This is a genomic window from Bradyrhizobium sp. BTAi1, from assembly GCF_000015165.1.
In the GTDB taxonomy this organism is placed as follows: domain Bacteria; phylum Pseudomonadota; class Alphaproteobacteria; order Rhizobiales; family Xanthobacteraceae; genus Bradyrhizobium; species Bradyrhizobium denitrificans.
Genome location: NC_009485.1, coordinates 1,775,410 through 1,800,996, shown reverse-complemented (window position 1 = coordinate 1,800,996; position 25,587 = coordinate 1,775,410). Strand labels below are relative to the sequence as shown.

24 protein-coding genes are annotated in these 25,587 nt (G+C 66.0%); 21 read left to right on the top strand and 3 right to left on the bottom strand.

Features of this window, described 5'->3' with window-relative positions:
* Positions 1–31 precede the first annotated feature (31 nt).
* The 9 genes from BBTA_RS08020 to BBTA_RS07980 all read left to right on the top strand — a co-directional run bounded on the left by BBTA_RS08020 (position 32) and on the right by BBTA_RS07980 (position 8,277).
* The gene (locus BBTA_RS08020) at positions 32–367 is read left to right on the top strand and encodes a GIY-YIG nuclease family protein (RefSeq protein ID WP_012041966.1); all 336 of its coding nucleotides are present in this window, start codon (positions 32–34) and stop codon (positions 365–367) included.
* Positions 368–650: 283 nt separating this feature from the next.
* On the top strand, positions 651–1,268 hold the full coding sequence (gene pgsA, locus BBTA_RS08015; protein ID WP_041750468.1) for a CDP-diacylglycerol--glycerol-3-phosphate 3-phosphatidyltransferase: 618 nt from the start codon (positions 651–653) through the stop codon (positions 1,266–1,268).
* Complete coding sequence (gene moaD, locus BBTA_RS08010; protein WP_012041964.1) at positions 1,265–1,516, top strand: molybdopterin converting factor subunit 1; 252 nt, start codon at positions 1,265–1,267, stop codon at positions 1,514–1,516. Before pgsA ends, moaD begins: the two co-directional genes overlap by 4 nt.
* 24 nt (positions 1,517–1,540) lie before the next feature.
* Positions 1,541–2,005 (top strand): molybdenum cofactor biosynthesis protein MoaE, encoded by a 465-nt coding sequence (locus BBTA_RS08005; RefSeq protein ID WP_012041963.1) that lies wholly within the window; start codon positions 1,541–1,543, stop codon positions 2,003–2,005.
* Positions 2,005–2,970: a 50S ribosomal protein L3 N(5)-glutamine methyltransferase gene (prmB, locus tag BBTA_RS08000; protein WP_041750467.1), complete on the top strand. Its 966-nt coding sequence runs from the start codon at positions 2,005–2,007 to the stop codon at positions 2,968–2,970. Before BBTA_RS08005 ends, prmB begins: the two co-directional genes overlap by 1 nt.
* Positions 2,971–3,302: 332 nt before the next feature.
* Complete coding sequence (locus BBTA_RS07995; protein ID WP_012041961.1) at positions 3,303–4,646, top strand: aspartate aminotransferase family protein; 1,344 nt, start codon at positions 3,303–3,305, stop codon at positions 4,644–4,646.
* A gap of 184 nt (positions 4,647–4,830) precedes the next feature.
* Positions 4,831–5,394, top strand: a complete 564-nt coding sequence (locus tag BBTA_RS07990) for a phage holin family protein (RefSeq protein ID WP_041750466.1) — start codon at positions 4,831–4,833, stop codon at positions 5,392–5,394.
* A gap of 417 nt (positions 5,395–5,811) precedes the next feature.
* Positions 5,812–7,407 carry an EAL domain-containing protein gene (locus BBTA_RS07985; RefSeq protein WP_012041959.1) on the top strand — a complete coding sequence of 532 codons (1,596 nt, stop codon included), beginning with the start codon at positions 5,812–5,814 and terminating at the stop codon, positions 7,405–7,407.
* Between the two features lie 15 nt (positions 7,408–7,422).
* Entirely contained in the window at positions 7,423–8,277 is an 855-nt protein-coding gene (locus BBTA_RS07980; protein WP_012041958.1) for a TIGR01459 family HAD-type hydrolase, read from the top strand.
* A 67-nt stretch (positions 8,278–8,344) separates the two neighbouring features.
* Here the strand turns inward: BBTA_RS07980 and BBTA_RS07975 are convergent, their stop codons facing one another.
* Positions 8,345–8,740: a response regulator gene (locus tag BBTA_RS07975; RefSeq protein WP_006613531.1), complete on the bottom strand. Its 396-nt coding sequence runs from the start codon at positions 8,738–8,740 to the stop codon at positions 8,345–8,347.
* Positions 8,741–9,008: 268 nt separating this feature from the next.
* Between BBTA_RS07975 and BBTA_RS07970 the strand changes: the two genes are divergently transcribed.
* The 6 genes from BBTA_RS07970 to BBTA_RS07945 all read left to right on the top strand — a co-directional run bounded on the left by BBTA_RS07970 (position 9,009) and on the right by BBTA_RS07945 (position 17,738).
* Positions 9,009–9,989, top strand: coding sequence for a bifunctional riboflavin kinase/FAD synthetase (locus BBTA_RS07970; RefSeq protein WP_012041956.1), 981 nt, complete (start codon positions 9,009–9,011; stop codon positions 9,987–9,989).
* Between the two features lie 221 nt (positions 9,990–10,210).
* Complete coding sequence (ileS, locus tag BBTA_RS07965; protein ID WP_012041955.1) at positions 10,211–13,210, top strand: isoleucine--tRNA ligase; 3,000 nt, start codon at positions 10,211–10,213, stop codon at positions 13,208–13,210.
* Between the two features lie 226 nt (positions 13,211–13,436).
* A complete protein-coding gene (lspA, locus tag BBTA_RS07960) occupies positions 13,437–13,934 on the top strand; it encodes a signal peptidase II (RefSeq protein ID WP_012041954.1) in 498 nt (165 codons plus the stop codon).
* Between the two features lie 168 nt (positions 13,935–14,102).
* Positions 14,103–14,801 carry a hypothetical protein gene (locus BBTA_RS07955; RefSeq protein WP_041750465.1) on the top strand — a complete coding sequence of 233 codons (699 nt, stop codon included), beginning with the start codon at positions 14,103–14,105 and terminating at the stop codon, positions 14,799–14,801.
* A 172-nt stretch (positions 14,802–14,973) separates the two neighbouring features.
* Positions 14,974–16,359 (top strand): pitrilysin family protein, encoded by a 1,386-nt coding sequence (locus tag BBTA_RS07950; protein ID WP_012041952.1) that lies wholly within the window; start codon positions 14,974–14,976, stop codon positions 16,357–16,359.
* 8 nt (positions 16,360–16,367) lie between these two features.
* Positions 16,368–17,738, top strand: coding sequence for a M16 family metallopeptidase (locus BBTA_RS07945; protein WP_371260205.1), 1,371 nt, complete (start codon positions 16,368–16,370; stop codon positions 17,736–17,738).
* A 136-nt stretch (positions 17,739–17,874) separates the two neighbouring features.
* Here the strand turns inward: BBTA_RS07945 and BBTA_RS07940 are convergent, their stop codons facing one another.
* Positions 17,875–18,510 carry an alpha/beta hydrolase gene (locus BBTA_RS07940; RefSeq protein WP_041750463.1) on the bottom strand — a complete coding sequence of 212 codons (636 nt, stop codon included), beginning with the start codon at positions 18,508–18,510 and terminating at the stop codon, positions 17,875–17,877.
* An 867-nt stretch (positions 18,511–19,377) separates the two neighbouring features.
* On the opposite strand from BBTA_RS07940, the gene arfB reads away from it, so the two are divergent.
* The 5 genes from arfB to BBTA_RS07915 all read left to right on the top strand — a co-directional run bounded on the left by arfB (position 19,378) and on the right by BBTA_RS07915 (position 22,938).
* Complete coding sequence (gene arfB, locus BBTA_RS07935; protein ID WP_006610408.1) at positions 19,378–19,797, top strand: alternative ribosome rescue aminoacyl-tRNA hydrolase ArfB; 420 nt, start codon at positions 19,378–19,380, stop codon at positions 19,795–19,797.
* A 219-nt stretch (positions 19,798–20,016) separates the two neighbouring features.
* Complete coding sequence (locus BBTA_RS07930) at positions 20,017–20,334, top strand: c-type cytochrome (protein ID WP_041751325.1); 318 nt, start codon at positions 20,017–20,019, stop codon at positions 20,332–20,334.
* Position 20,335: 1 nt separating this feature from the next.
* Complete coding sequence (locus BBTA_RS07925) at positions 20,336–20,731, top strand: VOC family protein (RefSeq protein ID WP_041750462.1); 396 nt, start codon at positions 20,336–20,338, stop codon at positions 20,729–20,731.
* 51 nt (positions 20,732–20,782) lie between these two features.
* Complete coding sequence (locus tag BBTA_RS07920; RefSeq protein ID WP_012041946.1) at positions 20,783–21,331, top strand: hypothetical protein; 549 nt, start codon at positions 20,783–20,785, stop codon at positions 21,329–21,331.
* Positions 21,332–21,369: 38 nt separating this feature from the next.
* A complete protein-coding gene (locus tag BBTA_RS07915) occupies positions 21,370–22,938 on the top strand; it encodes a GMC family oxidoreductase (RefSeq protein WP_012041945.1) in 1,569 nt (522 codons plus the stop codon).
* Between the two features lie 202 nt (positions 22,939–23,140).
* Here BBTA_RS07915 and BBTA_RS07910 read toward each other — a convergent pair whose 3' ends face one another.
* Entirely contained in the window at positions 23,141–23,455 is a 315-nt protein-coding gene (locus BBTA_RS07910) for a ribbon-helix-helix domain-containing protein (protein ID WP_012041944.1), read from the bottom strand.
* A 204-nt stretch (positions 23,456–23,659) separates the two neighbouring features.
* Between BBTA_RS07910 and mutL the strand changes: the two genes are divergently transcribed.
* Entirely contained in the window at positions 23,660–25,516 is a 1,857-nt protein-coding gene (gene mutL, locus BBTA_RS07905) for a DNA mismatch repair endonuclease MutL (protein WP_012041943.1), read from the top strand.
* Positions 25,517–25,587 lie beyond the last annotated feature (71 nt).

Below are 25,587 nucleotides of genomic sequence, written 5' to 3'. Positions count from 1 at the left end.
TACACCCGGATGAAAATCCAGGAGCCCCACCATGACCCCCGACCTGCGCAAGGCGGCCGTCGCCGCCTATAAGGAACGCAAGTCTCCCGCCGGCATCTTCGCGGTGACCTGCGCCGCCACCGGCGAGCGCTGGATCGGCTGCGCGCCGGACCTCGACAAGATCCAGAACCGCCTCTGGTTCACCCTGCGCCAGGGCGGCCATCGCCGCGGCGGCCTGCAGGCGGCCTGGACCGCCCATGGCGCGGAGGCGTTCAGCCTGGACATCATCGAGGCCCTGGACGAGGAGACGCTGGGCTATGTCCGCGACCGCGTGTTCGCGGAACGCCAGGCGCATTGGTGCGCGGTGCATGGCGCCGAGGCCATCTGACAGGGACCGCTGAGATGGCCGGCTGACTTGGCTTGGCCCGTGCTTCGCGCCATTGTCATTGCAGCGCAATAAGGTCGGGCGGCGGACGCCGGCCGCGCCGATCTGGAGACTGGCGCGACCGCGTCCGGTTGCTTAATGAAGCATTGCGGCTCGCGTTGCCCTGCGCGGGAGAGTTCCTATCTCGGCAAGACTTCGTTGCGATTCGCGTCATATCTGCGTCATCCTGCCGGTGCGGTTCGGCTCGAAGGTTGACGTTCGCACGGCATCAGTATTGGTACACCGGATGAACATTGCGACCACACGCGTGCCCAGCAAGACGTCGACGTCCCTGCCGAATATCCTGACCTATACGCGGATCGCCGCGATACCGGTCGTGGTCGGCTGCATCTACGCGCAGTCCATCATGGACTATCCGCTGTGGCTGCGCTGGGTCGCCGTCGCCGTGTTCATCGCGGCCGGCGTAACCGATTATCTCGACGGCTATTATGCCCGCATCTGGAACCAGCAATCGGCCTTTGGCCGCATGCTCGATCCGATCGCGGACAAGCTCCTGGTCGCGTCCTGCCTGTTGATGCTGGCCGCCGACAACAGCATCCATGGCTGGACCTTGTGGGCGGCCATCGTGATCCTGTGCCGCGAGATCCTGGTGTCGGGCCTGCGCGAATATCTCGCCGCGCTGCGCGTCAGCGTTCCCGTGACCAAGGTCGCGAAATGGAAGACCACGATGCAGCTGATCGCGATCGGCTTCCTGCTCGCCGGCGAGGCCGGTGACCAGATCGTGCCGGTGGTGACCATGATCGGGATCGTGCTGCTGTGGACCTCGGCGATCTTCACGATCTATACCGGCTATGATTATTTCCGCTCCGGCATCCACCACCTCATCGAGGAAGATTCGCGATGAAGGTGAAGTATTTCGCCTGGGTGCGCGAGCGCATCGGCAAGGCCGAGGAGACGATCGAGCCGCCTGCGAGCGTGCGCACGGTGGCCGAGCTGATCGCCTGGCTGACCGCACAGGGCGAAGGCTATGCCTATGCCTTCGAGAAGCCGAAGGTGATCCGCGCCGCCATCGACCAGTCGCATGTGCAGCCGGATGCCCCGATCTCGGGCGCCCGCGAGATCGCTTTCTTCCCGCCGATGACCGGCGGCTGAGCACGCCAGCAGAAGACCCGCACCATGACCGCGATCGTCACCGTCCGCGTGCAGCCAGAGGATTTCGACACCGCGGCCGAGATCGCGGCGCTCAGCCATGGCCGCACCGATATCGGCGCAGTCGTCAGCTTCTCCGGCCTGTGCCGCGGCAACGACCATGACACGCCGATCAGCGCGCTGGTGCTCGAACACTATCCGGGCATGGCAGAAGCCGAGATCATGCGCCATGCCGAGGAGGCGATGGCACGCTGGCCGCTGCAGGGCCTGACCGTGATCCACCGCTTCGGCCGCATCACGCCCGGTGAGAACATCGTGCTGGTGGTCACCGCGTCGAGCCACCGCCGGGCGGCGTTCGAGGCCGCGGAGTTCCTGATGGATTATCTCAAGACCAACGCGCCGTTCTGGAAGCGCGAGGAGACCGCTGATGGCGGCAGCTGGGTCGAGGCCAAGAGCCACGACGACGCCGCCGCGGCGCGCTGGACATCGTGATGGCGAAGAAGGTCAAGACGACTGCGCCGCGCAAGGCGCCGGCACCCAAGCTGCCGAAGGTGAATGCTGGCGAGCTTGTGACCCTGCTCGACTATCTGCGCTATGCGGTGAGCCGGTTCCAGGACGCCGACCTGGTGTTTGCGCATGGCACCACCGATCCGGTGTCGGAGGCCGCCTTCCTGATCGGTGAGGCGCTGCATCTGCGTCCCGATCAGTTCGAGAGCTTCGTCACCGCCCGCGTGACCGCCGCCGAGGGCAAGCAGATCCTCGACCTGATCACGACCCGGATCACCACGCGCAAGCCGGCGGCCTATCTGGTCAACAAGGTCTACATGCGCGGTCTGCCGTTCTATGTCGACGAGCGCGTCATCGTGCCGCGCTCCTTCATCGGCGAGCTCCTGGAGACGCATTTCGGTGGCGCCGAGGCCGACGGCACCTCGCTGATCGACGATCCGCTGGCCGTCGACAGCGTGCTGGATCTCTGCACCGGCTCCGGCTGTCTCGCCATCCTGGCCAGCCGCCACTTCCCCAACGCGATGATCGACGCCGTCGACATCTCCAAGGATGCGCTCGCGGTCGCCGCGAAGAACGTCGCCGACTACGACCTCGGCGAGCGCATCTCGCTGCACCGCGGCGATCTGTTCGCGCCGCTCAGCCAGCGTCGCTATGATTTGATCATCAGCAATCCGCCCTATGTCGATGCCGAGGGCATGGCCGGGCTGCCGCAGGAATGCGGCGCCGAGCCCGCGCTCGCCTTCGATGGCGGTGCCGACGGCCTCGACATCATCCACCGCATTCTCGGCCAGGCACGCGACCATCTCACCGCCGAAGGCGGGCTGCTGTGCGAGGTCGGCCGCGACCGGCCGCAGATCGAGGCGTCGTATCCGGACCTGCCGCTGCTGTGGCTCGATACCGAGGAGTCCGAGGGCGAGGTGTTCTGGATCACCGCGCAGGATCTGGTCTGAGGCAGCGTCCGCCAGGCGCAGGCGCGATCCCCGCGCCGTCCGATCCATTGGCGCAAAATGACGCGGCAACTTCCACCAAACAGCACTTTCTGCCGTTGCCGTGCAGAATCCGCTCACCAGAGCAGCAGGAACGCTGGACCTTTGACATTTCCGTCGGTGCGCGAAGCTGATAGCTTGCCGCTGGCTCGGACAGTCGGCTGACCACGTCGGCGCGCATTCGGGCCCATCAAGCACGATCCGTTTCGGCAAGCTGTCTTGGCACCGGTTCGCCACCTTTCCGGATCATGCTGGCGCCGTCGCACAACCTGCCTTGAACGTCCCGAGAGGTCCCCATGCTGGACAAGAGCCCCCGCCCCGCCGTCACCGTTCCGAACGATCTTGCCGCGCATTGGATGCCGTTCACCGCGAATCGCGCGTTCAAGAAGAATCCGCGCCTGCTCGCCGGTGCCAAGGACATGCACTACATCACGATCGATGGCCGCAAGATCATCGACGCCGCCGCCGGCATGTGGTGCTGCAACGCCGGACACGGCCGCACCGAGATCGCCGAGGCGATCGGCAAGCAGGCCGCCGCCCTCGATTACGCGCCGCCATTCCAGTTCGGCATTCCCCAGGCATTCGAGCTGGCGAACCGCATCGCCGACCTCGCGCCCGCCGGCCTCGATCACGTGTTCTTCTGCAACTCCGGCTCGGAGGCCGCCGATACCGCGCTGAAGATGGCGCTCGCCTATCACCAGATCAACGGTCAGGGCAGCCGAACCCGCCTGATCGGCCGTGTCCGCGGCTATCATGGCGTCGGTTTCGGCGGCACCTCGGTCGGCGGCATCGTCAACAACCGCAAGATGTTCGGCACGCTGCTGACGGGCGTCGATCACATCCCCGCCACCTATGATCGCGAGAAGCAGGCCTTCACCAAGGGTGAGCCGGAGTACGGCGCGCATTTTGCCGAAGAGCTGGAAAACCTGGTCGCGCTGCACGGTGCCAACACCATCGCCGCGGTCATCGTCGAGCCGATGGCCGGCTCGACCGGCGTGATCCCGGCACCGAAGGGCTATCTCAAGCGCCTGCGCGAGATCACCCAGAAGCACGGCATCCTGCTGATCTTCGACGAGGTCATCACCGGCTTCGGCCGCCTTGGCCACGCGTTTGCCGCCGAGCGCTACGGCGTGACGCCGGACCTGCTCACCTTCGCCAAGGGCGTCACCAACGGCGCCGCGCCGATGGGCGGCGTGGTGGTGCGCGACACCATCCACGATGCCTTCATGAGCGGCCCGGAGCACATGGTGGAGTTCACTCACGGCTACACCTACTCGGCACATCCGATCGCCTGTGCCGCCGGCCTCGCCACGCTCGACATCTACCGCGACCACAAGCTGTTCGAGCATGCCAAGGCGATCGAGCCGAAATGGGCCGACGCCGTGATGTCGCTGAAGGGCCTGCCCAACGTGCTCGACATCCGCACCGTCGGTCTGACCGCCGGCATCGACCTCGCGCCGCTGCCCGACGCGGCCGGCAAGCGCGGCTACTCGGCGATGGAGCAAGCCTTCCACAACACCGACCTGATGCTGCGCATCGCCGGCGATACCCTGGCGCTGACTCCGCCGCTGATCATCAGCGAGGACCAGATCGGCGAGATCGTCGACAAGGTCGGCAAGGTCATCAAGGCCGTGGCGTAAGCCTCAGCCCTCCTGGTCAGCTCGATCATCCCCTCCCCGCGCCAGCGAGGAGGGGATTTGTTTTGGTGCCACGACCGGCGGCGCAGCCCCGAGGCCGCGCTCGCCGGGAACCTTCGCACCCCCTCCACGTTCATGTCGCGAGCCGGCGTTTCGCGCGCGGCAAACGAACCTTCGGAGGACGCGCATGCTCGCACCGCCAGGCGAACTCTTGCAGCTGGGGCTGGAGCAGCGGCTGAACCGCGTCAAACGCGCCACGCAATCCTACATGCGCGACCGCGCGCGGCAGGCCACGGGCACGGTGACTTCCTACGTCGTGGCTGCCGGGCTGTTCGCGACCGCAGGCCTCTTCCTGATCGCGGCCTGCATCGTCGGCCTGACGGCGCTGTTCCGTTGGGTGGAAATGACCTACGGCCTGTTCACCGCATTCGCGGTGGTCGGCGGCATCCTGGTCGCGCTGGCGGTGATCTTTGCCGTGATCGCAGCCGTCAAGTTGCGCAGCCCGGCCCCGCATTATCCGTCCCTCGGCAGCCGGCTGCGCGTGGCGATCGCCTCGCCGACGTCGCGCCAGCCCGACGCCGACGAGATCGACCCCGACACCATCCCGCTCGCACCCTCGGCGACGTCTTCGAACCACGGCGGCGGTCTTGGTGGCGCACTCGGCCGCGTCAACCTGCCAGTCGGAGTCGCCGTTGCAGCGCTGCTGCTCGGCGTGGCCGCCCTGCGAAGGCGTCAGCACCGCAACGCGTGACGCTGAGGGGAACGCTTGGTTCGATGAGGGTCGAACCATGACTGGATCATCTGAGCTGATCAACTTGACGAGGGTGACATGTGCACCAGCATGCGGACACCTTCGCGGAGGCGCCGATCGGTCCGCGTCAGCGCGTCAGAAATGATCCAGAAACAAAATCGCCGATTTCGTCGCGTGGAACGCGGCCGATCGACTTCCGCCTCTCATGAATGTTCACCATGTCCAGCGACGCTGGCCCGTACTCCGTTGTTCTACGGGACGCGTCACTACGATGACACTTCACCTTGCGGCGTGATTTTGCGTAAATGACACGCCCTGGGGAAATCATCTGTCTCTCCCGGTATTTGAATCCTGCCAGCTATCCTCGCGAATCAACAGAAGTGCTAGGGTTGTATTCGGTTGGGAGCGTCGCGCAGCATGATCCGGATTTCCACGATTTTCATCGCCATCTGCATGGTTCTGGTCGCGGCTTCGCTCGGCCTGATCCTGTATTCGGTGGCCGGTATGAGTGGCTCGGAATCTGCGATCGTCGCACTCGCCGCGCTGACCTTCCTCATCCTCTACAACGCCGTGTCGATGCGGCTGCGCGACCGCTCCGACGTCGGCAGCCAGATTGCTGATCTGTCGCGCGGCACCGCCGATCTCGCGCGCCAAGTCGCCGAGTTCGGTCGCCGCCTGTCCGCGGTCGAAGGGCGCGTGGTGTCGTCGAATTCGGTCAGCACCGACCGCCTGCAGGGCGTGATCAGCGAGATCAACGAGCTCGGCGGCCTGATGAAGCAGCTCGCCGTCACGGTCGCACAGCACGAGGATCTGATCGCCGCGATCCCCTCTCAGGCCCAGCCAGCAGCATCGGCACCGACACCGTCTGCTTCGGCGGAACCCGTGCGTCCTGCTGCGGCCGCACCGGCTTCGACTCCAGTCGTGGAGCCCAAAATCGCCCCCGCGACCGCGCCCGAGGTGAAGCCGGCCGAGCCCAGCATGCGCGTCACGCCTCCCGCCGGCCTGACGCCTGCGAAGCCGGTCCCGTCGCAGCCGAGCCCCTCGCCTGTCGCGACCAACGCGCCCCCGGCCGCTGCCGCAGCCCCCGCCGCCCCGCGCAGCCAGCCGCAGATGCTCGCCGCCGTAAAGGCTGCGCTCGACGACAACCGTCTCGACATTTATCTGCAGCCGCTGGTGACGCTGCCACAACGCAAGGTGCGATTCTACGAAGCGGTGACACGGCTGCGCGACGAGCGCGACCAGGTGCTTGCCGCCGACGACTTCATCGGCATCGCGGAGGCGGCCGGCCTGGTGGGGCGCATCGACCACATGGTGATGCTCCGCTGCGTGCAGGTGCTGCGCCGGCTGATGGTGCGCAACAAGGAGGTCGGGATCTTCTGCAACGTCTCGTCGGCCACCCTGAGCAGCCCCGCCAACTTCTCACAGTGCCTGGATTTCCTGGAAGCCAACCGCGCGCTGGCGCCGTCCTTCGTGCTCGAATTCAAGCAGGCGACGTTGCGCAACCTCGGCCCGACCGAGACCGAGCATCTCGCGGCGCTCGCCCAGCGCGGCTATCGTTTCTCGATGGACCACGTCACCGAATTGCGGTTCGAGCCGCGCGAGCTCGCCGACCGCGGCATCCGCTTCATCAAGGTGCCGGCGGCGCTGCTGCTCGATCCCAAGCAGGGCTCGGTGTCCGACATCCACCCGACCGACCTCTCCGACCTGCTGGGCCGCTTCGGCATCGACCTGATCGCCGAGCGGATCGAGGGCGAGCGCAGCGTCATCGACCTGCTCGACTACGACGTCCGGTTCGGCCAGGGCTTCCTGTTCGCCCCGCCGCGGCCATTGCGGCCCGAGGGTTCATCTGCTACCGGCGTGGCCGCTGCGGCCTCCCCTGGAGGCGGGCAGGACATCAAGATTCAGGATCCCAATGCCGCCGGCCCTCATTCCTCCGACGCGTCAACCACCAGCGCCTCACCGCGAAGCGTCGGCAATGCTGCACTGGCGCGTCGCATCGCCGGACCGGCCTGAGCCGCGCCTGCTGCCATGACGTCGCTGCACTTCGAAGAGCGGCTGCGCGACCTGGTCGGCCGCAAGCAGGTCGTGCTGAGCGACATCTGGGGCGTGGTCCATAACGGGCTGGAATCCTTTCCCGAGGCCTGCGAGGCGTTGCATTGCTTCAGGCGCGAGGGCGGTACGGTGATCCTGATCACCAATGCGCCGCGGCCGGCCGATTCCGTGCAGCGGCAGCTGCGCAAGCTCGGCGTGGCCGACGAGGTCTACAGCGCCATCGTCTCCTCCGGCGACCTGACCCGCCATTACGTGGCGGACCATCCCGGCGGCAAGGTGTTCTGGCTCGGCCCCGAGCGCGACAACTCGATCCATCGCGGCCTCGAGGTGACCCTGTCGCCGCAGGACGAGGCCGACTACATCATCTGCACCGGCCTCTACGACGACGAGACCGAGACCGCCGAGGATTACCGGCCGATGCTGCTTCGCGCGCTGGAGCGCAAGCTGCCGCTGATCTGCGCCAATCCGGACATCGTGGTCGAACGCGGCGACCGCCTGATCTACTGCGCCGGCGCCATCGCCGAACTCTACCGCGAACTCGGCGGCGAGGTGATCTTCTACGGCAAGCCGCACCGGCCGATCTACGAACGCGCCATGCGGCTCGCCGAGCAGCATGCCGGCCGGCCGGTCGCGCGCGAGGAGGTGCTCGCGATCGGCGATTCCGTCCGCACCGACCTCGCCGGCGCGCATGCTTTCGGCATCGACTGCCTGTTCGTGACCCGCGGCATTCATTCCGAGGAGTTCGCCGGCGTCGATCAGCTCGATCCGGCCTCGGTCAAGGAGCTGTTCGGCCATCCGCCGCGCGCCCTGATGCGGGAATTGAAGTGGTAACAATGAAAAACGCCCGGCTGTCAGGCCGGGCGCTTTTCATGCTGGGATCGCAGGATTCGACCGGCGCTCAGGCCGTGGCCATGTCCGGGAACACGGCGTCGATCTTGGTCTTCAGGGTCGCCGCGTTGAACGGCTTGACGATGTAATTGTTCACGCCGGCCTTCTTGGCCGCGATCACGTTCTCGGTCTTGGATTCCGCCGTGATCATGATGAACGGGGTGGTCGCCAGGTTGGGATCGGCGCGCACCTCGCGGAGCAGGTCGTAGCCGGTCATCGGCTCCATGTTCCAGTCCGAGATCACGAGGCCATACTTCTTGGCGCGCATCTTGTTGAGCGCCATCGAGCCGTCGCTGGCGTCGTCGATGTCCTCGAACCCAATCTGTTTCAGAAGATTCCTGATGATACGGATCATGGTGCTGTAATCGTCGACGACGAGCACCGGCATCGTCAAATCAACCGCCATCTTGACTCCCCCAACGCGAACACAACGCGCAGACTGTTACCAAAACGATCTTTTCGGCTCAGGTCTCGAACGACCTCCGCCATCCGGGTTCAGGAGTAGCACCAGCCGTTAAACAGCGCGTTAACTGCACCCCGTTCGCATGTCGGCTTTGCTGCGCTGCATGCGCCCGGGGCCCCCTTCGGCTTGACTTCGGCAGGCCGGCCGCCCACGGTCCAGGTCGACCTCCGCCGATCGGCGGCTTCGCGAATCCACGAGATATTTCCGTCACATGGCTGCTTTCACGATCATCCGCGACACCACCCCGCCGGCCGACATCATCAAAGGCGCGGTGGTGGCGATGGGAAATTTCGACGGCGTCCATCTCGGCCACCGGGCCGTGATCGAGGCGGCGGTCGAAATGGGCAAGAGTCACGGCCGTCCGGCGCTGGCCCTGACCTTCGAGCCGCATCCACGGCGCTTCTTCAGCCCCAACACACCGCAATTCCGACTCACCGACGAACGCGCCAAGCTGCGGCTGTTGGCCGGAACCGGGCTGCAGGGCGCCGTCGTCATGACCTTCGACAAGGGCCGTGCCCAGACCTCGGCGCAGGATTTCATTCACCATGAACTGATCGGCCGCCTCGGCGTCGCCGGGATCGCGGTCGGCTACGACTTTCATTTCGGCAAGGGCCGCGTCGGCTCGCCCACTCTGCTCGCCAGCGAGGCCCCCAAACTGGGCATCGAGGTGGACGTGCAGCCCCATGTCGACATCGACGAGCGGCCGGTCTCTTCGACCGCGATCCGCGAGGCGCTGGCCGAGGGCCAGGTCGCCGAGGCCACCGCGATGCTCGGCGGCCCCTGGTTCGTGACCTCGGAGGTCATCCATGGCGAGAAGCGCGGCCGCGATCTCGGCTACCCCACCGCCAATATGCGGCTCGACCGCGATTGCGGCCTGCGCCACGGCATCTATGCCGTCCGGGTTGGCCGCGGCCGCGGTGCGAACCGGGTGCTGATCGACGGCGTCGCCAATTTCGGCCGCCGGCCGACCTTCGACAATGGCGCGCCGCTGCTCGAGACCTTCCTGTTCGACTTCAAGGACAGCCTCTATGGCGAGGTCCTGGATATCGCTTTCATCGGCTTCATCCGCGAGGAGGCGAAATTCAGCTCGATCGAGGCCCTGATCCGGCAGATGGACGACGACAGTGCCAAGGCCCGCGCCCTGCTTCAGGCGAATGCAGGCCTCTTCCCCCGGCTCGGCGAGATCGAATAGGCCCGGCTGCCCGGCGGCGCACGATCACTTTGCGATTTCGCCGTCCGGCTGCTATGAGAAAGCCCCATGTTGATACGGCGCATCATCGGCATTAGCGGCCCGGCTTCCGCCTGAGCTTTTCGAGCTCGGCGCAAGACCGGGATGTCTCTGCTCGTTCCGCCGCCCGCGATCCCAGATCGCGCCTCCGCGCCCCCTCTTTGAGCTCATCAAGCCAGATCACGATGTCCGAGAAGCCGCAAAAGTCCGACGCCGCCGATTACTCGAAAACCCTCTATCTGCCGCAGACGGAATTCCCGATGCGCGCCGGCCTGCCGCAGCGCGAGCCGGAGATCCTGAAATACTGGAGTGACATCGACCTCTACGGCAAGCTGCGCGAGACCGCCCAGGGGCGGCCGAAATTCGTGCTGCATGACGGCCCGCCCTACGCCAATGGCAACATCCATATCGGGCACGCACTCAACAAGATCCTCAAGGACGTCGTGACCAAGAGCCAGCAGATGCTCGGCCACGATTCCAACTATGTGCCGGGCTGGGACTGTCACGGCCTGCCGATCGAATGGAAGATCGAGGAGGAGAACTACCGCAAGAAGGGCAAGACCAAGCCCGACTTCCGCGACTCCGCCGCCATGGTCGCGTTCCGCAAGGAATGCCGCGCCTATGCCGAGCATTGGCTCAACGTGCAGCGCGAGGAGTTCAAGCGTCTCGGCGTCATTGGCGACTGGGACCATCCCTACGCCACCATGACCTATCCGGCCGAGGCGCAGATCGCGCGCGAGCTGATGAAGTTCGCCGCCAACGGCACGCTGTATCGCGGCTCCAAGCCTGTGATGTGGAGCGTGGTCGAGAAGACGGCGCTGGCCGAGGCCGAGGTCGAATACGAGGATTATCAGTCCGACACGGTGTGGGTGAAGTTTCCGGTGACCTCGCCGGCCCATGGCGCGCTCGCCGGCGCTTCGGTGGTGATCTGGACCACCACGCCCTGGACCCTGCCCGGCAACCGCGCCATCTCGTTCTCGCCCAAGATCGCCTATGGCCTTTACGAGGTCACCGACGCGCCTGCGGACAATTGGGCCAGGACCGGCGACAAGCTGATCCTCGCCGACGCGCTCGCGGAGGGCGTGTTCAAGCAGGCGCGCGTCACGAGCTACAACAGACTGCGCGACATCCCCGGCGACACGCTGGATGCCGTCGAATGCGCGCATCCGTTCAGGGGTCTCGCCGGCGGCTATAATTTCGTCGTGCCATTCCTGCCCGGCGACCACGTCACCGACGACACCGGCACCGGCTTCGTCCACACTGCGCCCGGCCACGGCCGCGAGGACTTTGACGTCTGGATGGCGCATGGCCGCGAGCTGGAAGGCCGAGGCATCGCGACCACCATCCCCTACACTGTCGACGAGAACGGCGCGCTGACCGATCACGCCCCGGGCTTCACCGGAAAACGCGTCATCAACGACAAGGGCGAGAAGGGCGACGCCAACGAGGCCGTCATCAAGGCGTTGACCGAGGCGGGCATGCTGCTGGCGCGCGGCCGGCTCAAGCATCAATACCCGCACTCCTGGCGCTCCAAGAAGCCGGTGATCTTCCGCAACACGCCGCAATGGTTCATCGCGATGGACAAGGACATCGCTGATGACGGTCAGGCGAAGTCCGGCGACACCCTGCGTGCCCGCGCGCTGCGCGCGATCTCGGTCACGCAATGGGTGCCGGCGGCCGGCCAGAACCGCATCAACGGCATGATCGCCAACCGGCCGGACTGGGTGATCTCGCGCCAGCGCGCCTGGGGCGTGCCGATCGCGGTGTTCGTGCGCGAAAAGGGCGACGGCTCCGCCGAGATCCTGCAGGACGAGACGGTGAACACCCGCATCGCGGACGCCTTCGAGAAGGAAGGCGCCGATGCCTGGTACGCCGACGGCGCGCGCGAGCGCTTCCTCGGCTCGCGGGCCAATGAGGACTGGAAGAAGGTCGACGACATCTGCGACGTCTGGTTCGATTCCGGTTCGACCCATGCCTTCGTGCTCGAAGACCCCGTGCATTTCCCCGGCCTCGCCGGCATCAAGCGCAAGGTCGATGGCGGCCAGGATACGGTGATGTATCTTGAAGGCTCGGACCAGCATCGCGGCTGGTTCCACTCCTCGCTGCTCGAGAGCTGCGGCACCCGCGGCCGGGCGCCGTACGATGTGGTGCTGACGCACGGCTTCACCCTCGACGAGAACGGCCGGAAGATGTCGAAGTCGCTCGGCAACACCGTCGAGCCGCAGAAGGTGATCAAGGATTCCGGCGCCGACATCCTGCGCCTGTGGGTCTGCGCGACCGACTATGCCGACGACCAGCGCATCGGCCCGGAGATCCTGAAGAACACCATCGAGACCTATCGCAAGCTGCGCAACTCGATCCGCTGGATGCTCGGCACGCTGCATCACTACAAGCGCAGCGAGGCGGTGGCGTTCGCCGACATGCCGGAACTGGAACGGCTGATGCTGCATCAATTGTCCGAGCAGGCCGAGGTCATCCGCCGCGCCTATGCCGCGTTCGACTACAAGACCGTGATCGCCTCGCTCGCGGCGTTCATGAACACCGAGCTGTCGGCGTTCTATTTCGACATCCGCAAGGACACGCTGTATTGCGACCCGCCGTCCTCGGTGGCGCGCAAGGCCGCGCTCACCGCGATCGACCTGATCTGCGACGCGATCCTGAAATGGCTGGCGCCGGTGTTGTCCTTCACCACCGACGAAGCGTGGCGGATGTACCGGCCCGACGCCGCACCGTCGGTGCATCTGACGCTGTTCCCAGAAACGATGGATGGCTATCGCGACGAGGCGCTGGCCGCGAAATGGGAGACCATCCGCAACGTCAGGCGCGTCGTCACCGGCGCGCTGGAGCTCGCCCGCGCGGCCAAGACCATCGGCTCCTCGCTGGAAGCCTCGCCGATCATCTATGTCGCCGATCGCGCGCTGCTCGGCACCTTGTTCGACACGGATCTGGCCGAGATCTGCATCACCTCGAACTATGAGGTGCGCGAGGGCGAAGCACCGGCGGAGGCGTTCCGGCTCGATGCGGTGCCGGGCGTTGCCGTCATCGTCGAGAAGGCCGTCGGCCGCAAATGCGCCCGCTCCTGGAAGATCCTGGAAAGCGTCGGCGAGGACGCAGAGTATCCCGACGTCTCGCCGCGTGACGCGCAGGCGCTGCGCGAATGGAAGGCGCTCGGGGTGAGTGTCTAGTGAATCACAGACCCTTACCTGGCTTGGACGGATGGCGCGACGCGCTCCGCTCTAACTTCTCTCCGCCTGCGGGGAGAGGTCGGATTGGATCGCCAGATGCAATCCGGGTGAGGGGGTACAGGTCTCACCGCGGACACTCCCCGTGCGTCCGCCCCTCCCCCCAACCCTCTCCCCGTAAGAACGGGGCGAGGGAGCGCACCGTCGTCTGCGGAGCACTTTTCGTCCAATGACCCCCCGCCTCCGCCTCGGCCTGCTCGCCGGCCTCGCCACGCTGGTCATCGACCAGGCCTCCAAGCTGTGGCTGCTCTATGTGTTCGACCTGCCGAACCGCGGCACCGTGAAGGTCACACCGTTCTTCGACCTCTATCTCGCCTGGAACATCGGCATCTCCTTCGGCTGGCTGCAGAACGAGGGCGCGCTCGCGCAATATGGGCTGATGGCGGTGAAGGCCGTCGCTGTGGTGGCGCTGGCGATCTGGATGGCGCGGTCGGAAACCAAGCTCGCCACGGCGGCGCTCGGCATGATCATCGGCGGCGCCATCGGCAATGGCATCGACCGGCTCGCCTATGGCGCGGTGGTGGATTTTGCGCTGTTCCATGTCGAGATCGGCGGCACCGTGTACAACTGGTACATCTTCAATCTGGCCGACGTGGCGATCGTTGCCGGGGTGGCGGGCCTGCTGTATGACTCCTTCTTCGGCGGCCCCGCCGCAAAAGCGCCCTGATCGGGGTCGATACCGGTCCTGCCGATCTGGGCTCAAGAGCCTGAGGTTCTTCACGTTTTCGGGATCGGCGGATGACCGGACGACCCGCTTGCGGAGGGTCCGCGAGTGTCGGGGTCACGGTTGGTTCGTCTGATCACGAGCACTGGACAAGCGAGGACAGGGAAAGCCATGCGCAAGACCGAAGTCAGCGGCCGGATCGTGACCAGCACGGCCATTCGCGCTCTGCGGCTGTCCGCCGTGGCGCTCGGAATCGGCCTCATGATGGCCGCCGGCACCGCGCGCGCCCAGGACGACGACGAAGACGACAAGACCTTCGAAGAGAAGATCATCGACAATCTGATGCGCGGGATCGGCGGCACCAACATGGAGACGCCGACGATCGACTACCGCGAGCGTTCGCCGCTGGTGGTTCCGCCCAAGCTCGATCTGCCGCCCCCGGCGGCGGCCGCGGCACAGGCCACGGCGCCGAACTGGCCGAAGGACCCGGATGAGCAGCGCCGTCGTGCCGCCGCGGCTGCGCGCAAGAAGGAAAACAAGGATCCCGTCGCGTCGGCGCGTCCGCTGACGCCCGCCGAGATGCGCGCCGGACGCACCGCGTCCGCCAAGCAGACCGAGCCGGTCCAGCCGGGCGTCACCAACAATCCGATGCTGAGCCCGTCGCAGCTCGGCTTCAAGGGCGGCCTGTTCGGCATGTTCAAGGGCAATGACAGCGAGGCGAAGCCGTTCACCAGCGAGCCGCAGCGCGAAAGCCTGACCCAGCCGCCGCCCGGCTACCAGACGCCATCGCCGAGCTATGCCTACGGCACCGGTCCGCAGGAGCCGCTGGGTGCCAAGCAGATGGACATCATGACCGGCAAGGAACGGTAATTCCGTCCGCCGACCCAAGGTCTCCGGAACCGCCGGCAGTGCCGGCGTTAGCGAAATTTAATGTCTTGCGGCAGCACCATGCATCGCCGCTTTGTGACGCCGGGCTCCGTCCCGCGCGGTGTAGCATGCTGCGCTCAAACCCGATCGCCCCTCTCGGGCCTTCAGAAGGATCATGATGTCCTCGCACCGGTTCATCCCCGTCGCTGCCGCGCTCGTCTCTCTGCTCGCGTTCACGGCCGGCGCTGCGGCGCAAACGACGTTTGCCTCCGAGCCCCCCGCCAGTTTCACCCTTCCGAACGGCCTGCAGGTCGTCGTGATCCAGGATCACCGCACCCCGGTGGTCACGCAGATGATCTGGTACAAGGTCGGCTCCGCCGACGAGACGCCCGGCAAATCGGGACTGGCGCACTTCCTCGAGCACCTCATGTTCAAGGGCACCGAGAAGCATCCGGCCGGCGAGTTCTCCAAGACCGTGCTGAAGATCGGCGGCAATGAGAACGCCTTCACCTCGGTCGACTACACCGGCTACTTCCAGCGCGTGCCGCGCGATCAGCTGCCGAAGATGATGGAGTTCGAGGCCGATCGCATGACCGGCCTGGTGCTGAAGGATGAGAACGTGCTGCCCGAGCGCGACGTCGTGCTCGAGGAATACAACATGCGCGTCGCCAACTCGCCGGAAGCCCGCCTCAACGAGCAGATCATGGCGGCACTCTACGTCAACCATCCCTATGGCCGGCCGGTGATCGGCTGGAAGCCGGAGATCGAGAAGCTCAGCCGCGAGGATGCGCTGGCGTTCTATCGCCGCTTCTACGCGCCCAACAACGCGATCCTGGTGATCGCGGGCGACACCGACGCCAAGGAAGTGCGGCCGCTGGTCGAGCAGACCTTCGCCAAGATCCCGTCGCAGGCAGACATTCCCGCACGCAGGTTGCGGCCGCAGGAGCCGGAGCCGGTCGCGCCACGCACCGTCACTTTGGCGGATCCGCATGTCGAGCAGCCCTCGATGCGCCGCTTCTATCTGGTGCCGTCGGCCACGACAGCCGCCCCCGGCCAGTCGGCCGCGCTCGACGTGCTGGCGCAGCTGATGGGCAGCGGCAGCAATTCCTATCTCTACCGCGCACTGGTCGTCGACAAGCCGCTCGCGATCAATGCCAGCGCGTCCTATCAGGGCACGTCGCTCGATCCGACCCAGTTCTCGATCGCGGTGGCACCGCGGCCCGGCGTCGATTTCGCCCAGGTCGAGGCGGTGGTCGACAGCGTCATCGCCGAGATCGCGCAGAACCCGGTTCCGGCCTCCGACCTCGAACGCGTCAAGACCCAGCTGATCGCGGAGGCGATCTACGCCCAGGACAACCAGGCCACGATGGCGCGCTGGTATGGCGGCGGCCTCACCACCGGCCTCAGCATCGAGGACATCAGAAGCTGGCCGGACCGCATCCGCGCCGTCACCGCCGAGCAGGTGCGCGCCGCGGCGCAGACCTGGCTGCAGAAGACGCGATCCGTCACCGGCTATCTGGTCAAGGACAATGCGGCCAAGCGCGAGGAGAAGCGGTCGTGATCAGCACAATGACCTTCGCCCGCCGTTTCGCCTGCGTCCTCACCGTCGCGGCCGCAGCGCTCACGATCGCTCCGGCCGCAGAGGCCGCGACCAAGATCCAGCGCCTGGTGTCGCCCGGCGGCATCGAAGCCTGGTTCGTGCAGGACGCGACCGTGCCCTTGATCGCCATGGAATATGCGTTCCAGGGCGGCGCCGCGCAGGACCCTGCCGGCAAGCCCGGCGTCGGCAATCTCGTCGCCGACCTGCTCGACGAGGGCTCCGGCGAGCTCGATTCCAAGACCTTCCACGAGCGGCTCGACCGCCGCGCCATCGAGCTCTCGTTCCAGGTCGCGCGCGACAATTTCCGTGGCTCGCTGCGGATGCTGCGCGACAACAAGGACGAGGCGTTCGAGCTGTTGCGCACGGCGCTGACCTCGCCGCATTTCGACAGCACCGACGTCGAGCGCATCCGCTCGCAGGTGCTCTCCGGCCTGCGCCGCGAGACGACCAATCCGAGCGCGCTGGCGGGCCGCAAATTCCTCGAGCTCGCCTTCCCGAACCACCCCTATGGCCGCCCCTCCAACGGCACGCTGGAGAGCGTGCCGACCATCACCGTCGACGATCTCAAGGACTACACCCGGCGCGTGCTCGCCAAGGACACGCTGAAGGTCGCGGTCGTCGGCGACGTCGATCCGGCCACGCTCGGCAAGCTGCTCGACCAGACCTTTGGCGCGCTGCCCGCCAAGGCTCAGTTGACGCCGGTGCCCGACATCGTCGCCACCAAGCCGCCGGAGCGCGTGCTCGTGTCGCTCGACGTGCCGCAGACCGTCATCACCTTCGGCGGCCCCGGCATCCGCCGGCACGACCCGAACTTCATGGCCGCCTATGTGGTGAACCACGTTCTCGGCGGCGGCGGACTGTCGTCGCGGCTCTACAAGGAAGTGCGCGAGAAGCGCGGTCTCGCCTACTCCGTCTATGACGCGCTGCTATGGATGGATCACTCCGCGCTGTTCATCGGCAACACCGCCACGCGCTTCGACCGCGCCGGCGAGACCATCGCCGCCGTCGAACAGGAGATCCGCCGCATCGCCGAGGACGGCCCGACCCAGCAGGAGCTCGACGAGGCCAAGTCCTACATCAACGGCTCGCAGATGCTGGCGCTCGACACCTCCTCCAAGCTGGCGCAGGCGATGCTGCAATATCAGCTCGACAAGATGCCGATCGACTACATCGAGAAGCGCAGCGAGATCGTCAACGCCGTGACGCTCGACGACGCCAAGAAGGCGGCCAAGCAGCTCTGGAGCCAGGGCCTGCTGACCGCCGTCGTCGGCCGCACCCCGCAGGCCGCCGCCGAGCCGGCCCAGGCCCCTGCCACCGCGCCTGTGACCAAGACGAACTGAGGCGGGCGGCCGGGCCGAAGCCGCATCGGCGCGGCGAAGGCCCGAGCATCCTCGTCTTTACGGGTCGCTGATCGACGTGGATGGCCGGGACAAGCCCGGTCATGACGGATGGAAAGACACGGGCATAAATCGCCACTCAAGAAGCGCGCTCGCTGATTGCTTCGGGAACTGTCCTCGTCAGCCACGCGCGTGCGATCGCGACGTCCTCCGATGTGATCGCATGGCCGGTGTCGAGGACATGATGTGTCACATCAGCGCCGGCGCGTATCAGCGTCTGCGCCAGCCTCAGACCATCGCCACGAGAACGCCGGCTGTCGTTCGCGCCGTCTATGATCAGCACAGGCGTCGCCTGCATCGTCGTCGGCAGTTCTCTCGATAGTGGGGACAGCGGCCGAAACAGAATGGCCCCTCTCAGCAATCCGGGCCGCATCAGAAGCAGCGCAGCGGCCATGATCGCACCATTCGAAAAACCAACGGCGACCGGAGCTGCAAATCCGTGATGGTCGCGACATGAATTCAGAAAGCCGGCCAGAGCCTCCAGCCGCTCCGTGATGTCAGCTTCATCGATGGTTCGGTTTGAATGACGGCAGAAAAACGCAAAGCCTCCTTCGATCTCGACCGTGCCGCGTACCGCCAGGCTCGACATCGCAGGACCGAGGTCTCGAGCCAAAGCCAGCAGGTCATGTTCCGTGCCGCCGGTCCCGTGCAGCAGGAGCAGGGGTGAGCCAGCAGGATCGGCTCCTCGGAGGAAGCGGTGAGCCATCTCACTCATGCCGGCCACGATACCATATCGGCCGGCCGACGACAGTCCCAGCCGGCATCAAATTCTGAAAAAGCAAAATTTCTTGCGCATTATCGGAATCTATGATTGTATGTCCGCATCCCGCCTCACTGCGGAGGGGCGTTGCGCGCGATCGTCACGACACGCGAGGCGGGGAGGCGGTGGCCGCGAGAGGTCGCAGCGTCCTCTTCTCGAGGGCGCGGACGAACGATCTGTCGCGGACGTGAAGTCGCAGCGTCCCGATACCCCGATGCTGGTATCACGCGCCGATGCGCAAGCGTCGCGCAATGGTGGCCAGAAAGCCCGGCGCACCAGGGAGACTGTGTATAAGCGTGAAGCCCATCGCGCGGGGAATGCCGGGATGTCTCGGCTGAACCTGTGGTACCTGCCGCCTGCATTTTTTTCGCAGGCGGGCCATGGGTGCGGCCAGCACCCGGCATTCCCCGCGCCCTCTGCACTCCTCGCGAGGGACGAGTTTAACGCGGAGCTCGGGCACGAGATGCCGCGAGACCGCGGAGCCATGTCCTTTGACGCCGCGCCTGTCCCTTGCGTTCCCTCGGCTGTTTGAAGCGTGAATCCGCCCTCCCCACCACCGTCATCCCGGACAAGCGATGACGCGCGCCCGCGCGGCGCGGCGCCGATCGGGGGTCCAAACTCCGCAGTCGACCTGATGCGGAAGGGATCAACGATCAACCTGCCACAAAGCTTGTCCTGGGGTTATGGATCCCGGCGTTGGCCGGGATGACAGCGGAGGCTTTGGCAGCTGTCCCAGGCCAACCACGTCCCCATGACGAGCCGCGCACGCCTCCCCTAAAGCCGCTATGGTGCGCGCGAAAACCTCGATTCCCCTGGTGCCCCATGCTGCGGATTTCCCGCGACCTCGCCATCGACGAAAACGACATCGAGATCTCGTTCGTCCGCGCCTCCGGCCCCGGCGGACAGAACGTCAACAAGCTGTCGACCTCGGCCCAGTTGCGCTTCGACACCAGCAGGATCACGCTGCCGGAGGATGCGGCGGCACGGCTGGCGCGCCTCGCGGGCCAGCGCATGACCAAGAACGGCGTCATCGTGATCCAGGCCGAACGCTTCCGCACCCAGGAGCGCAACAAGGCCGACGCCATCGAACGTCTCGTGACGCTGCTGCGCGAAGCGATGGTGCGGCCGAAGGTGCGGCGCCCGACCAAGCCGACTTTCGGCTCCAAGCAGCGCCGGCTCGAAGGCAAAAAGCTCCGCAGCGACGTCAAGGCGGGACGCGGCGCGCGCCGTTTCGACGATTAGTCCGCAACACTGACATATGCTGCGTCGCGCACGACTGCTGCGCACGCTTTGTTCTCGCTGAAACAGCCCGCTACTACCACGCCGCGCCAGCTGCGACCTAGGCTCAAGAAAAATGATGAGCGAGGATCGATGTCGGGACGGCGTGCGGCGCAATACGCGCTTCTTCTGTGTGGGTCATTCATTGGCGCGGTGCTGAGCACCACGATTGCGTTTGCGCAGATGGCCCTGCCTGCCCCAAAGCCTGTCGATGGCGCGACCTTGTTCAAGCAGCAATGCGGTGTCTGCCATACGCTGAGCAGCGCCGAGCCGATGCGGCAGGGACCGCCGCTGACGAAAGTCGTCGGCCGACGCGCAGGTTCGGTCGAAGGCTTCCGCTATTCGGCCGGCTTCGCCAAGGCCGATTTCACCTGGGATGAGGCCAGGCTCGATGCTTGGCTGACCAACCCGCAAGAGCTGATCCCCGGCGCCGTGATGGCCTACCGCCAAGCCAAGCCCGAATTGCGCGCCGCGATCATCACCTATCTGAAGGACAATTGAGATGGCAAAACCGGTTCATTCGATGATCCGCGTGCTCGACGAAGCCAAGGCACTCGACTTCTACAAGCGCGCCTTCGGCCTGGAGATCGCCGACAATCTGCGCTTCGACGGCTTCGCACTGATCTATCTGCGCCATCCGTCGTCGCCGTTCGAGGTCGAGCTGACCGTCAATTACGACCGCAAGGAGCCGTATACGCTGGGCGACGGCTATGGTCATCTCGCCGTCGTCGTCGACGATCTCGATGCCGAACATGCCCGCTTCGAGCGCGAGAACCTGTCGCCGGGCCCGTTGCGCGACTTCAAGCACAATGGCGCGACGTTGGCGCGCTTCTTCTTCGTCACCGATCCCGACGGCTACAAGATCGAGGTGATCCAGCGCGGCGGCCGCTTCGGCTGAGCCGCGAGACCAACCAAAAACATAAGTAACAAACACACGGAGGAAATAGCCATGAGAGAAGTCGATCGCCGCAACAAATACGACCGCCGCGTCTTTCTCAAGGGCGCGGCCTCGACCGTGCCGGCCGCCGCCGTCGCCTCCGCGACCGGCCTCGGCATCACCGATGCCTGGGCCGAGGATGCCAAGGCGCTGACCCCGGCTACCCTGAAGACGCTGGTGAAGGTCGCGCGCGACATCTATCCGCACGACTTCCTCGCCGACCGCTATTACATCGTCGCGGTCAAGCCGTGGGACGGCAAGGCCGCCGAAGATGCCGCCGTCAAGGCGATGATCAATGACGGCATCGCCCGGCTCGACCAGGATGCGAAGGACCGCCACAAGGTGCCGTATGCGCAGGTGCCGTGGGAGGCCGACCGCGTCGCGCTGCTGCAGGGCATCGAGCAGACCACCTTCTTCAAGACCATCCGCGGCGACCTCGTGGTCTCGCTCTACAATCAAAAAGAGCTCTGGCCGAAATTCGGCTACGAGGGCTCCTCCGCCGAGCATGGCGGCTACATCAACCGTGGCTTCTCCGACATCGACTGGCTGCCGAAAGCCTGACGCCGGCGAACAACAACGAGAACACGGAGGAAACCACAATGGCAAAATTCGATCAGAACGATTCGAGCGTCGTCGTCATCATCGGCTCGGGTGCCGGCGGCGGCACGCTCGGCAACGAGCTTGCGCAGAAGGGCATCAAGGTCGTTATTCTCGAAGCCGGCAATCGCTACGAGATTCCGGACTTCATCAACGATGAATGGGAGAGCTTCACCCAGCTCGCCTGGACCGACATGCGCACGACGTCCGGCACCTGGCGGGTGGCGAAGGACTTCGCCAATCTGCCGGCCTGGATCGTGAAGGCGGTCGGCGGCTCCACCGTGCACTGGGCCGGCGCCTCGCTGCGCTTCGAGGAGCACGAGTTCAAGGCCCGCACCACCTATGGCGGCGTGCCCGGCGCGAGCCTGATGGACTGGCCGGTGACGCTCGCCGAGATGGAGCCGTGGTACGCCAAGGCCGAGTTCAAGATGGGCGTGACCCGCACCAACGACATTCCCGGCCTGCCCGGCAACAACAACTTCAAGGTGCTCGAGGCCGGCGCCCGCAAACTCGGCTACAAGACCGTGCACACCGGCAACATGGCGATCAACTCGCAGCCGCGCGACGGCCGCGGCGCCTGCCAGCAGATCGGCTTCTGCTTCCAGGGCTGCAAATCCGGAGCGAAATGGTCGACCCTGTACACCGAGATCCCGAAGGGCGAGGCCACCGGCAATCTCGAAGTGCGTTCCGGCAGCATGGCGATCAAGATCGAGCATGATGCCTCCGGCAAGGTCACCGGCGTGGTCTATGCCGACAGCCAGGGCAAGATGCAGTTGCAGAAGGCCCGCATCGTCGCCGTCGCCGGCAACTCGATCGAGAGCCCGCGGCTCCTGCTCAACAGCGCCTCGAACCTGTTCCCGGACGGCCTCGCCAACTCCTCCGGCCAGGTCGGCCGCAACTACATGCGGCACATGACCGGCAGCGTCTATGCGACGTTCGAGAACCCGGTGCACATGTATCGCGGCACCACGATGGCCGGCATCGTCCGCGACGAGGCAGCGTTCAATCCGAAGCGCGGCTTCGTCGGCGGCTATGAGATGGAAACGCTGTCGCTCGGCCTGCCGTTCATGGCGGCGTTCCTCAATCCCGGCGCCTGGGGCCGCAGCTTCACCGCGGCCATGGAGACCTATCCGCGCATGGCCGGCATGTGGCTGGTCGGCGAGGACATGCCGCAGGAGACCAACCGCATCACGCTCGACCCGGTCGCCAAGGACAAGTTCGGCATGCCGGTGGCGTCAGTGCATTTCGACGATCATCCGAATGACGTCGCGATGCGCGCCCACGCCTACAAGCAGGGCTCGGCGATCTACGAGGCGGTCGGCGCCACCGTGACCTATCCGACCACGCCCTATCCCTCGACGCATAATCTCGGCACCAACCGGATGAGCGAGAAAGCCAAGGACGGCGTCGTCAACAAGTTCGGCCAGACCCACGACATCAAGAACCTGTTCGTCTCCGACGGCAGCCAGTTCACCACGGGCGCGGCGTGCAACCCCACGCTGACCATCGTGGCGCTGGCGATCCGCCAGGCCGACTACATCGCGGGCGCGATGCAGAAGAAGGAGATCTGACCCCCGGGGTGATCGCGAGTTCGCAGCATCCGGCACGACGGCTCGACGTGACCTCTCCCCGCTTGCGGGGAGAGGTCGGATGCCATCGCAAGATGGCATCCGGGTGAGGGGGACTCTTCACGAGCGCGGTCTGTGGAGAGTCCCCCTCACCCTGCCCTCTCCCCGCAAGCGGGCCGAGGAAGACGAGAGACTGCCCGAGCGGCTACTCGGCAGCGTCCATGATCGCAGCCGCCGCGCGAAAATCCGGCAGCGCGGCGGTCGCCTTGGCGCGGTAGATCAGACAGGAGCAGCGCAACAGCGAGGCAAAATTCTTCACCTCGCCGTGATGATCGAGCACCTCGGCGTAGAGCGTGGTCACGAATTTGGCGAGGCTCATGCCTTCCTTGGCGGCGATCTCCTCGAGCGTGTCCCAGAACGCCATTTCGAGCCGGATCGATGTGCTATGGCCGCCGATCCGCAACGAGCGGGTCTGCGACTCATAATCGTGCTGAGGCTGGTGTGCGAACAGACGGCACATGGGCTTCCTCCGGCTGATTGTGATTTTCGTGAAACGATATACTGGCCCCGCCCGCCTCACAATCCCGTTGGAGAACGTGGCTTTCGCCTGCCGCACTGCGTGAAAAAGGCTATTCTACCGTCACAATTGTGGCGAGCGGCAGCCTGGCTCCGCGCCGCTGCGGTGGCTAAAACAGCACATCCGAATCCTCCGACAGTCTGCCTCATGCCCGTCCGCCAGCTTCCCGAACAGATCATCAACCGCATCGCCGCCGGCGAGGTGGTCGAACGCCCCGCGAGCGTGGTCAAGGAGCTGGTCGAGAACGCGATCGACGCCGGCGCCAGCCGCATCGACATCTTCACCGATGGCGGCGGGCGGCGGAAGATCGCGATCACCGACGATGGCGGCGGCATGACCGCGGCCGATCTGGCGCTCGCGGTCGAGCGCCATGCGACATCGAAGCTCGACGATGAGGATCTGCTGCAGATCCGCACCCTCGGGTTCCGCGGCGAGGCGCTGCCCTCGATCGGCTCGGTGGCGCGGCTGTCGATCACGACGCGGCACAAGAGCGAGCCGCATGCCTGGGCGCTGCAGGTCGATTGCGGCGAGAAATCACCGGTCGTTCCGGCGGCGCTCAATCAAGGCACGCGCGTCGAGGTCGCCGACCTGTTCCACGCCACGCCAGCGCGTCTGAAATTCCTCAAGACCGACCGCACCGAGGCCGAGGCGATCCGCGAGGTGGTGCGGCGGCTGGCCATGGCGCGGCCTGACATCGCCTTCACCATTGCCGGCGAGGAGCGCGCGCCGGTGACCTGGGCCGCGGCCCTGCCGGGGGCGCCCGGCCAGCTGACGCGGCTCGGCGACATCCTGGGTGCTGACTTCCGCAGCCATGCCATCGCGGTGCAGAGCGCGCGGGAGAGCGTCGCGGTCGAAGGCTTCGCGGCCGCGCCGGCGCTGACGCGGGCCAATGCGCTCGGCCAATATCTGTTCGTCAACGGCCGTCCCGTGCGCGACAAGCTCATCCTTGGCGCGGTGCGCGCGGCCTATGCCGACTATCTGCCGCGCGACCGTCATCCCGTCGTGGCGCTTTTCGTGACGCTGGATCCACGCGAGGTCGACGCCAATGTGCATCCGGCCAAGACCGAGGTGCGCTTCCGCAATGCCGGTCTGGTCCGTGCGCTGATCATTCACGCGCTGAAGGAAGGCCTGGCGCGTGAGGGACGCCGCACCGCCGCCAATGACGGCGGCGCGACCATTGCCGCGTTCCGCCCGGCGTTCGCGCCGCCGCGCCCCAACCCGGGTCCCATGAACTGGGATTGGCAGCGCTCACCATCGGCGCCCGCCGCGCCGGTGCCGCGCGATCACGGCGCGGATGCGATGCCCGCCGCTGCGGCGTTCTCGCCTGCGGCCTTTGCCGAGCCGGCCCAGGCCGCATTCGACGTCGGCGGCCCGCGCGCCGATCTGCGCCTGCACGAGCAGCCGGCCGCGCCCGACCTGCTCGACCGTCCGCTCGGGGCAGCGCGCACGCAGCTCCACGACACCTATATCGTGGCGCAGACGCGCGACGGCCTCGTCATCGTCGACCAGCACGCCGCCCATGAGCGCATCGTCTATGAGCGGCTGAAAGCCTCGCTATCCGCGCATGGCGTGCAGCGGCAGATCCTGTTGATCCCGGATATCGTCGAGCTTGATGAGGCCATCGTCGAGGCGCTGCTCGCGCGAACCGATGAGCTGGCCTCGTTCGGTCTCGCCATCGAATCCTTCGGTCCCGGCGCGGTGGCGGTGCGCGAGACGCCGTCGCTGCTCGGCAAGATCAATGCAGCCGGGCTGCTGCGCGATCTCGCCGAACACATGGAGGAATGGGGCGAGGCGCTGCCGCTGGAGCGCCGCCTGATGCATGTCGCCGCCACCATGGCCTGCCACGGCTCCGTTCGCGCCGGCCGCCGCCTCAAGCCGGAGGAGATGAACGCACTGTTGCGCGAGATGGAAGAGACGCCGAACTCCGGCCAGTGCAATCACGGCCGTCCGACCTATGTCGAGCTCAAGCTCGCCGATGTCGAAAAGCTGTTCGGGAGGAGATAGGAGACGGCCTGGCGATCGACGAGGAGCGGCACGACGACAGATGCAAACGAGCTGTCGTCCCGGGCAAGCCG

Coding starts and splice junctions, on each gene's coding strand:
- moaD (WP_012041964.1), top strand. CDS start 1,265: ATGAAGGTGAAGTATTTCGCCTGGGTGCGCGAGCGCATCGGCAAGGCC.
- mutL (WP_012041943.1), top strand. CDS start 23,660: ATGCCCGTCCGCCAGCTTCCCGAACAGATCATCAACCGCATCGCCGCC.
- BBTA_RS07940 (WP_041750463.1), bottom strand. CDS start 18,510: ATGAGTGAGATGGCTCACCGCTTCCTCCGAGGAGCCGATCCTGCTGGC.
- BBTA_RS07945 (WP_371260205.1), top strand. CDS start 16,368: ATGACCTTCGCCCGCCGTTTCGCCTGCGTCCTCACCGTCGCGGCCGCA.
- BBTA_RS07980 (WP_012041958.1), top strand. CDS start 7,423: ATGACGTCGCTGCACTTCGAAGAGCGGCTGCGCGACCTGGTCGGCCGC.
- BBTA_RS07930 (WP_041751325.1), top strand. CDS start 20,017: ATGGCCCTGCCTGCCCCAAAGCCTGTCGATGGCGCGACCTTGTTCAAG.
- BBTA_RS07990 (WP_041750466.1), top strand. CDS start 4,831: ATGCTCGCACCGCCAGGCGAACTCTTGCAGCTGGGGCTGGAGCAGCGG.
- BBTA_RS07995 (WP_012041961.1), top strand. CDS start 3,303: ATGCTGGACAAGAGCCCCCGCCCCGCCGTCACCGTTCCGAACGATCTT.
- BBTA_RS07950 (WP_012041952.1), top strand. CDS start 14,974: ATGATGTCCTCGCACCGGTTCATCCCCGTCGCTGCCGCGCTCGTCTCT.
- BBTA_RS08020 (WP_012041966.1), top strand. CDS start 32: ATGACCCCCGACCTGCGCAAGGCGGCCGTCGCCGCCTATAAGGAACGC.
- lspA (WP_012041954.1), top strand. CDS start 13,437: ATGACCCCCCGCCTCCGCCTCGGCCTGCTCGCCGGCCTCGCCACGCTG.
- BBTA_RS07985 (WP_012041959.1), top strand. CDS start 5,812: ATGATCCGGATTTCCACGATTTTCATCGCCATCTGCATGGTTCTGGTC.
- arfB (WP_006610408.1), top strand. CDS start 19,378: ATGCTGCGGATTTCCCGCGACCTCGCCATCGACGAAAACGACATCGAG.
- ileS (WP_012041955.1), top strand. CDS start 10,211: ATGTCCGAGAAGCCGCAAAAGTCCGACGCCGCCGATTACTCGAAAACC.
- BBTA_RS07975 (WP_006613531.1), bottom strand. CDS start 8,740: ATGGCGGTTGATTTGACGATGCCGGTGCTCGTCGTCGACGATTACAGC.
- BBTA_RS07915 (WP_012041945.1), top strand. CDS start 21,370: ATGGCAAAATTCGATCAGAACGATTCGAGCGTCGTCGTCATCATCGGC.
- BBTA_RS08005 (WP_012041963.1), top strand. CDS start 1,541: ATGACCGCGATCGTCACCGTCCGCGTGCAGCCAGAGGATTTCGACACC.
- BBTA_RS07920 (WP_012041946.1), top strand. CDS start 20,783: ATGAGAGAAGTCGATCGCCGCAACAAATACGACCGCCGCGTCTTTCTC.
- BBTA_RS07955 (WP_041750465.1), top strand. CDS start 14,103: ATGCGCAAGACCGAAGTCAGCGGCCGGATCGTGACCAGCACGGCCATT.
- BBTA_RS07910 (WP_012041944.1), bottom strand. CDS start 23,455: ATGTGCCGTCTGTTCGCACACCAGCCTCAGCACGATTATGAGTCGCAG.
- BBTA_RS07925 (WP_041750462.1), top strand. CDS start 20,336: ATGGCAAAACCGGTTCATTCGATGATCCGCGTGCTCGACGAAGCCAAG.
- BBTA_RS07970 (WP_012041956.1), top strand. CDS start 9,009: ATGGCTGCTTTCACGATCATCCGCGACACCACCCCGCCGGCCGACATC.
- prmB (WP_041750467.1), top strand. CDS start 2,005: ATGGCGAAGAAGGTCAAGACGACTGCGCCGCGCAAGGCGCCGGCACCC.
- pgsA (WP_041750468.1), top strand. CDS start 651: ATGAACATTGCGACCACACGCGTGCCCAGCAAGACGTCGACGTCCCTG.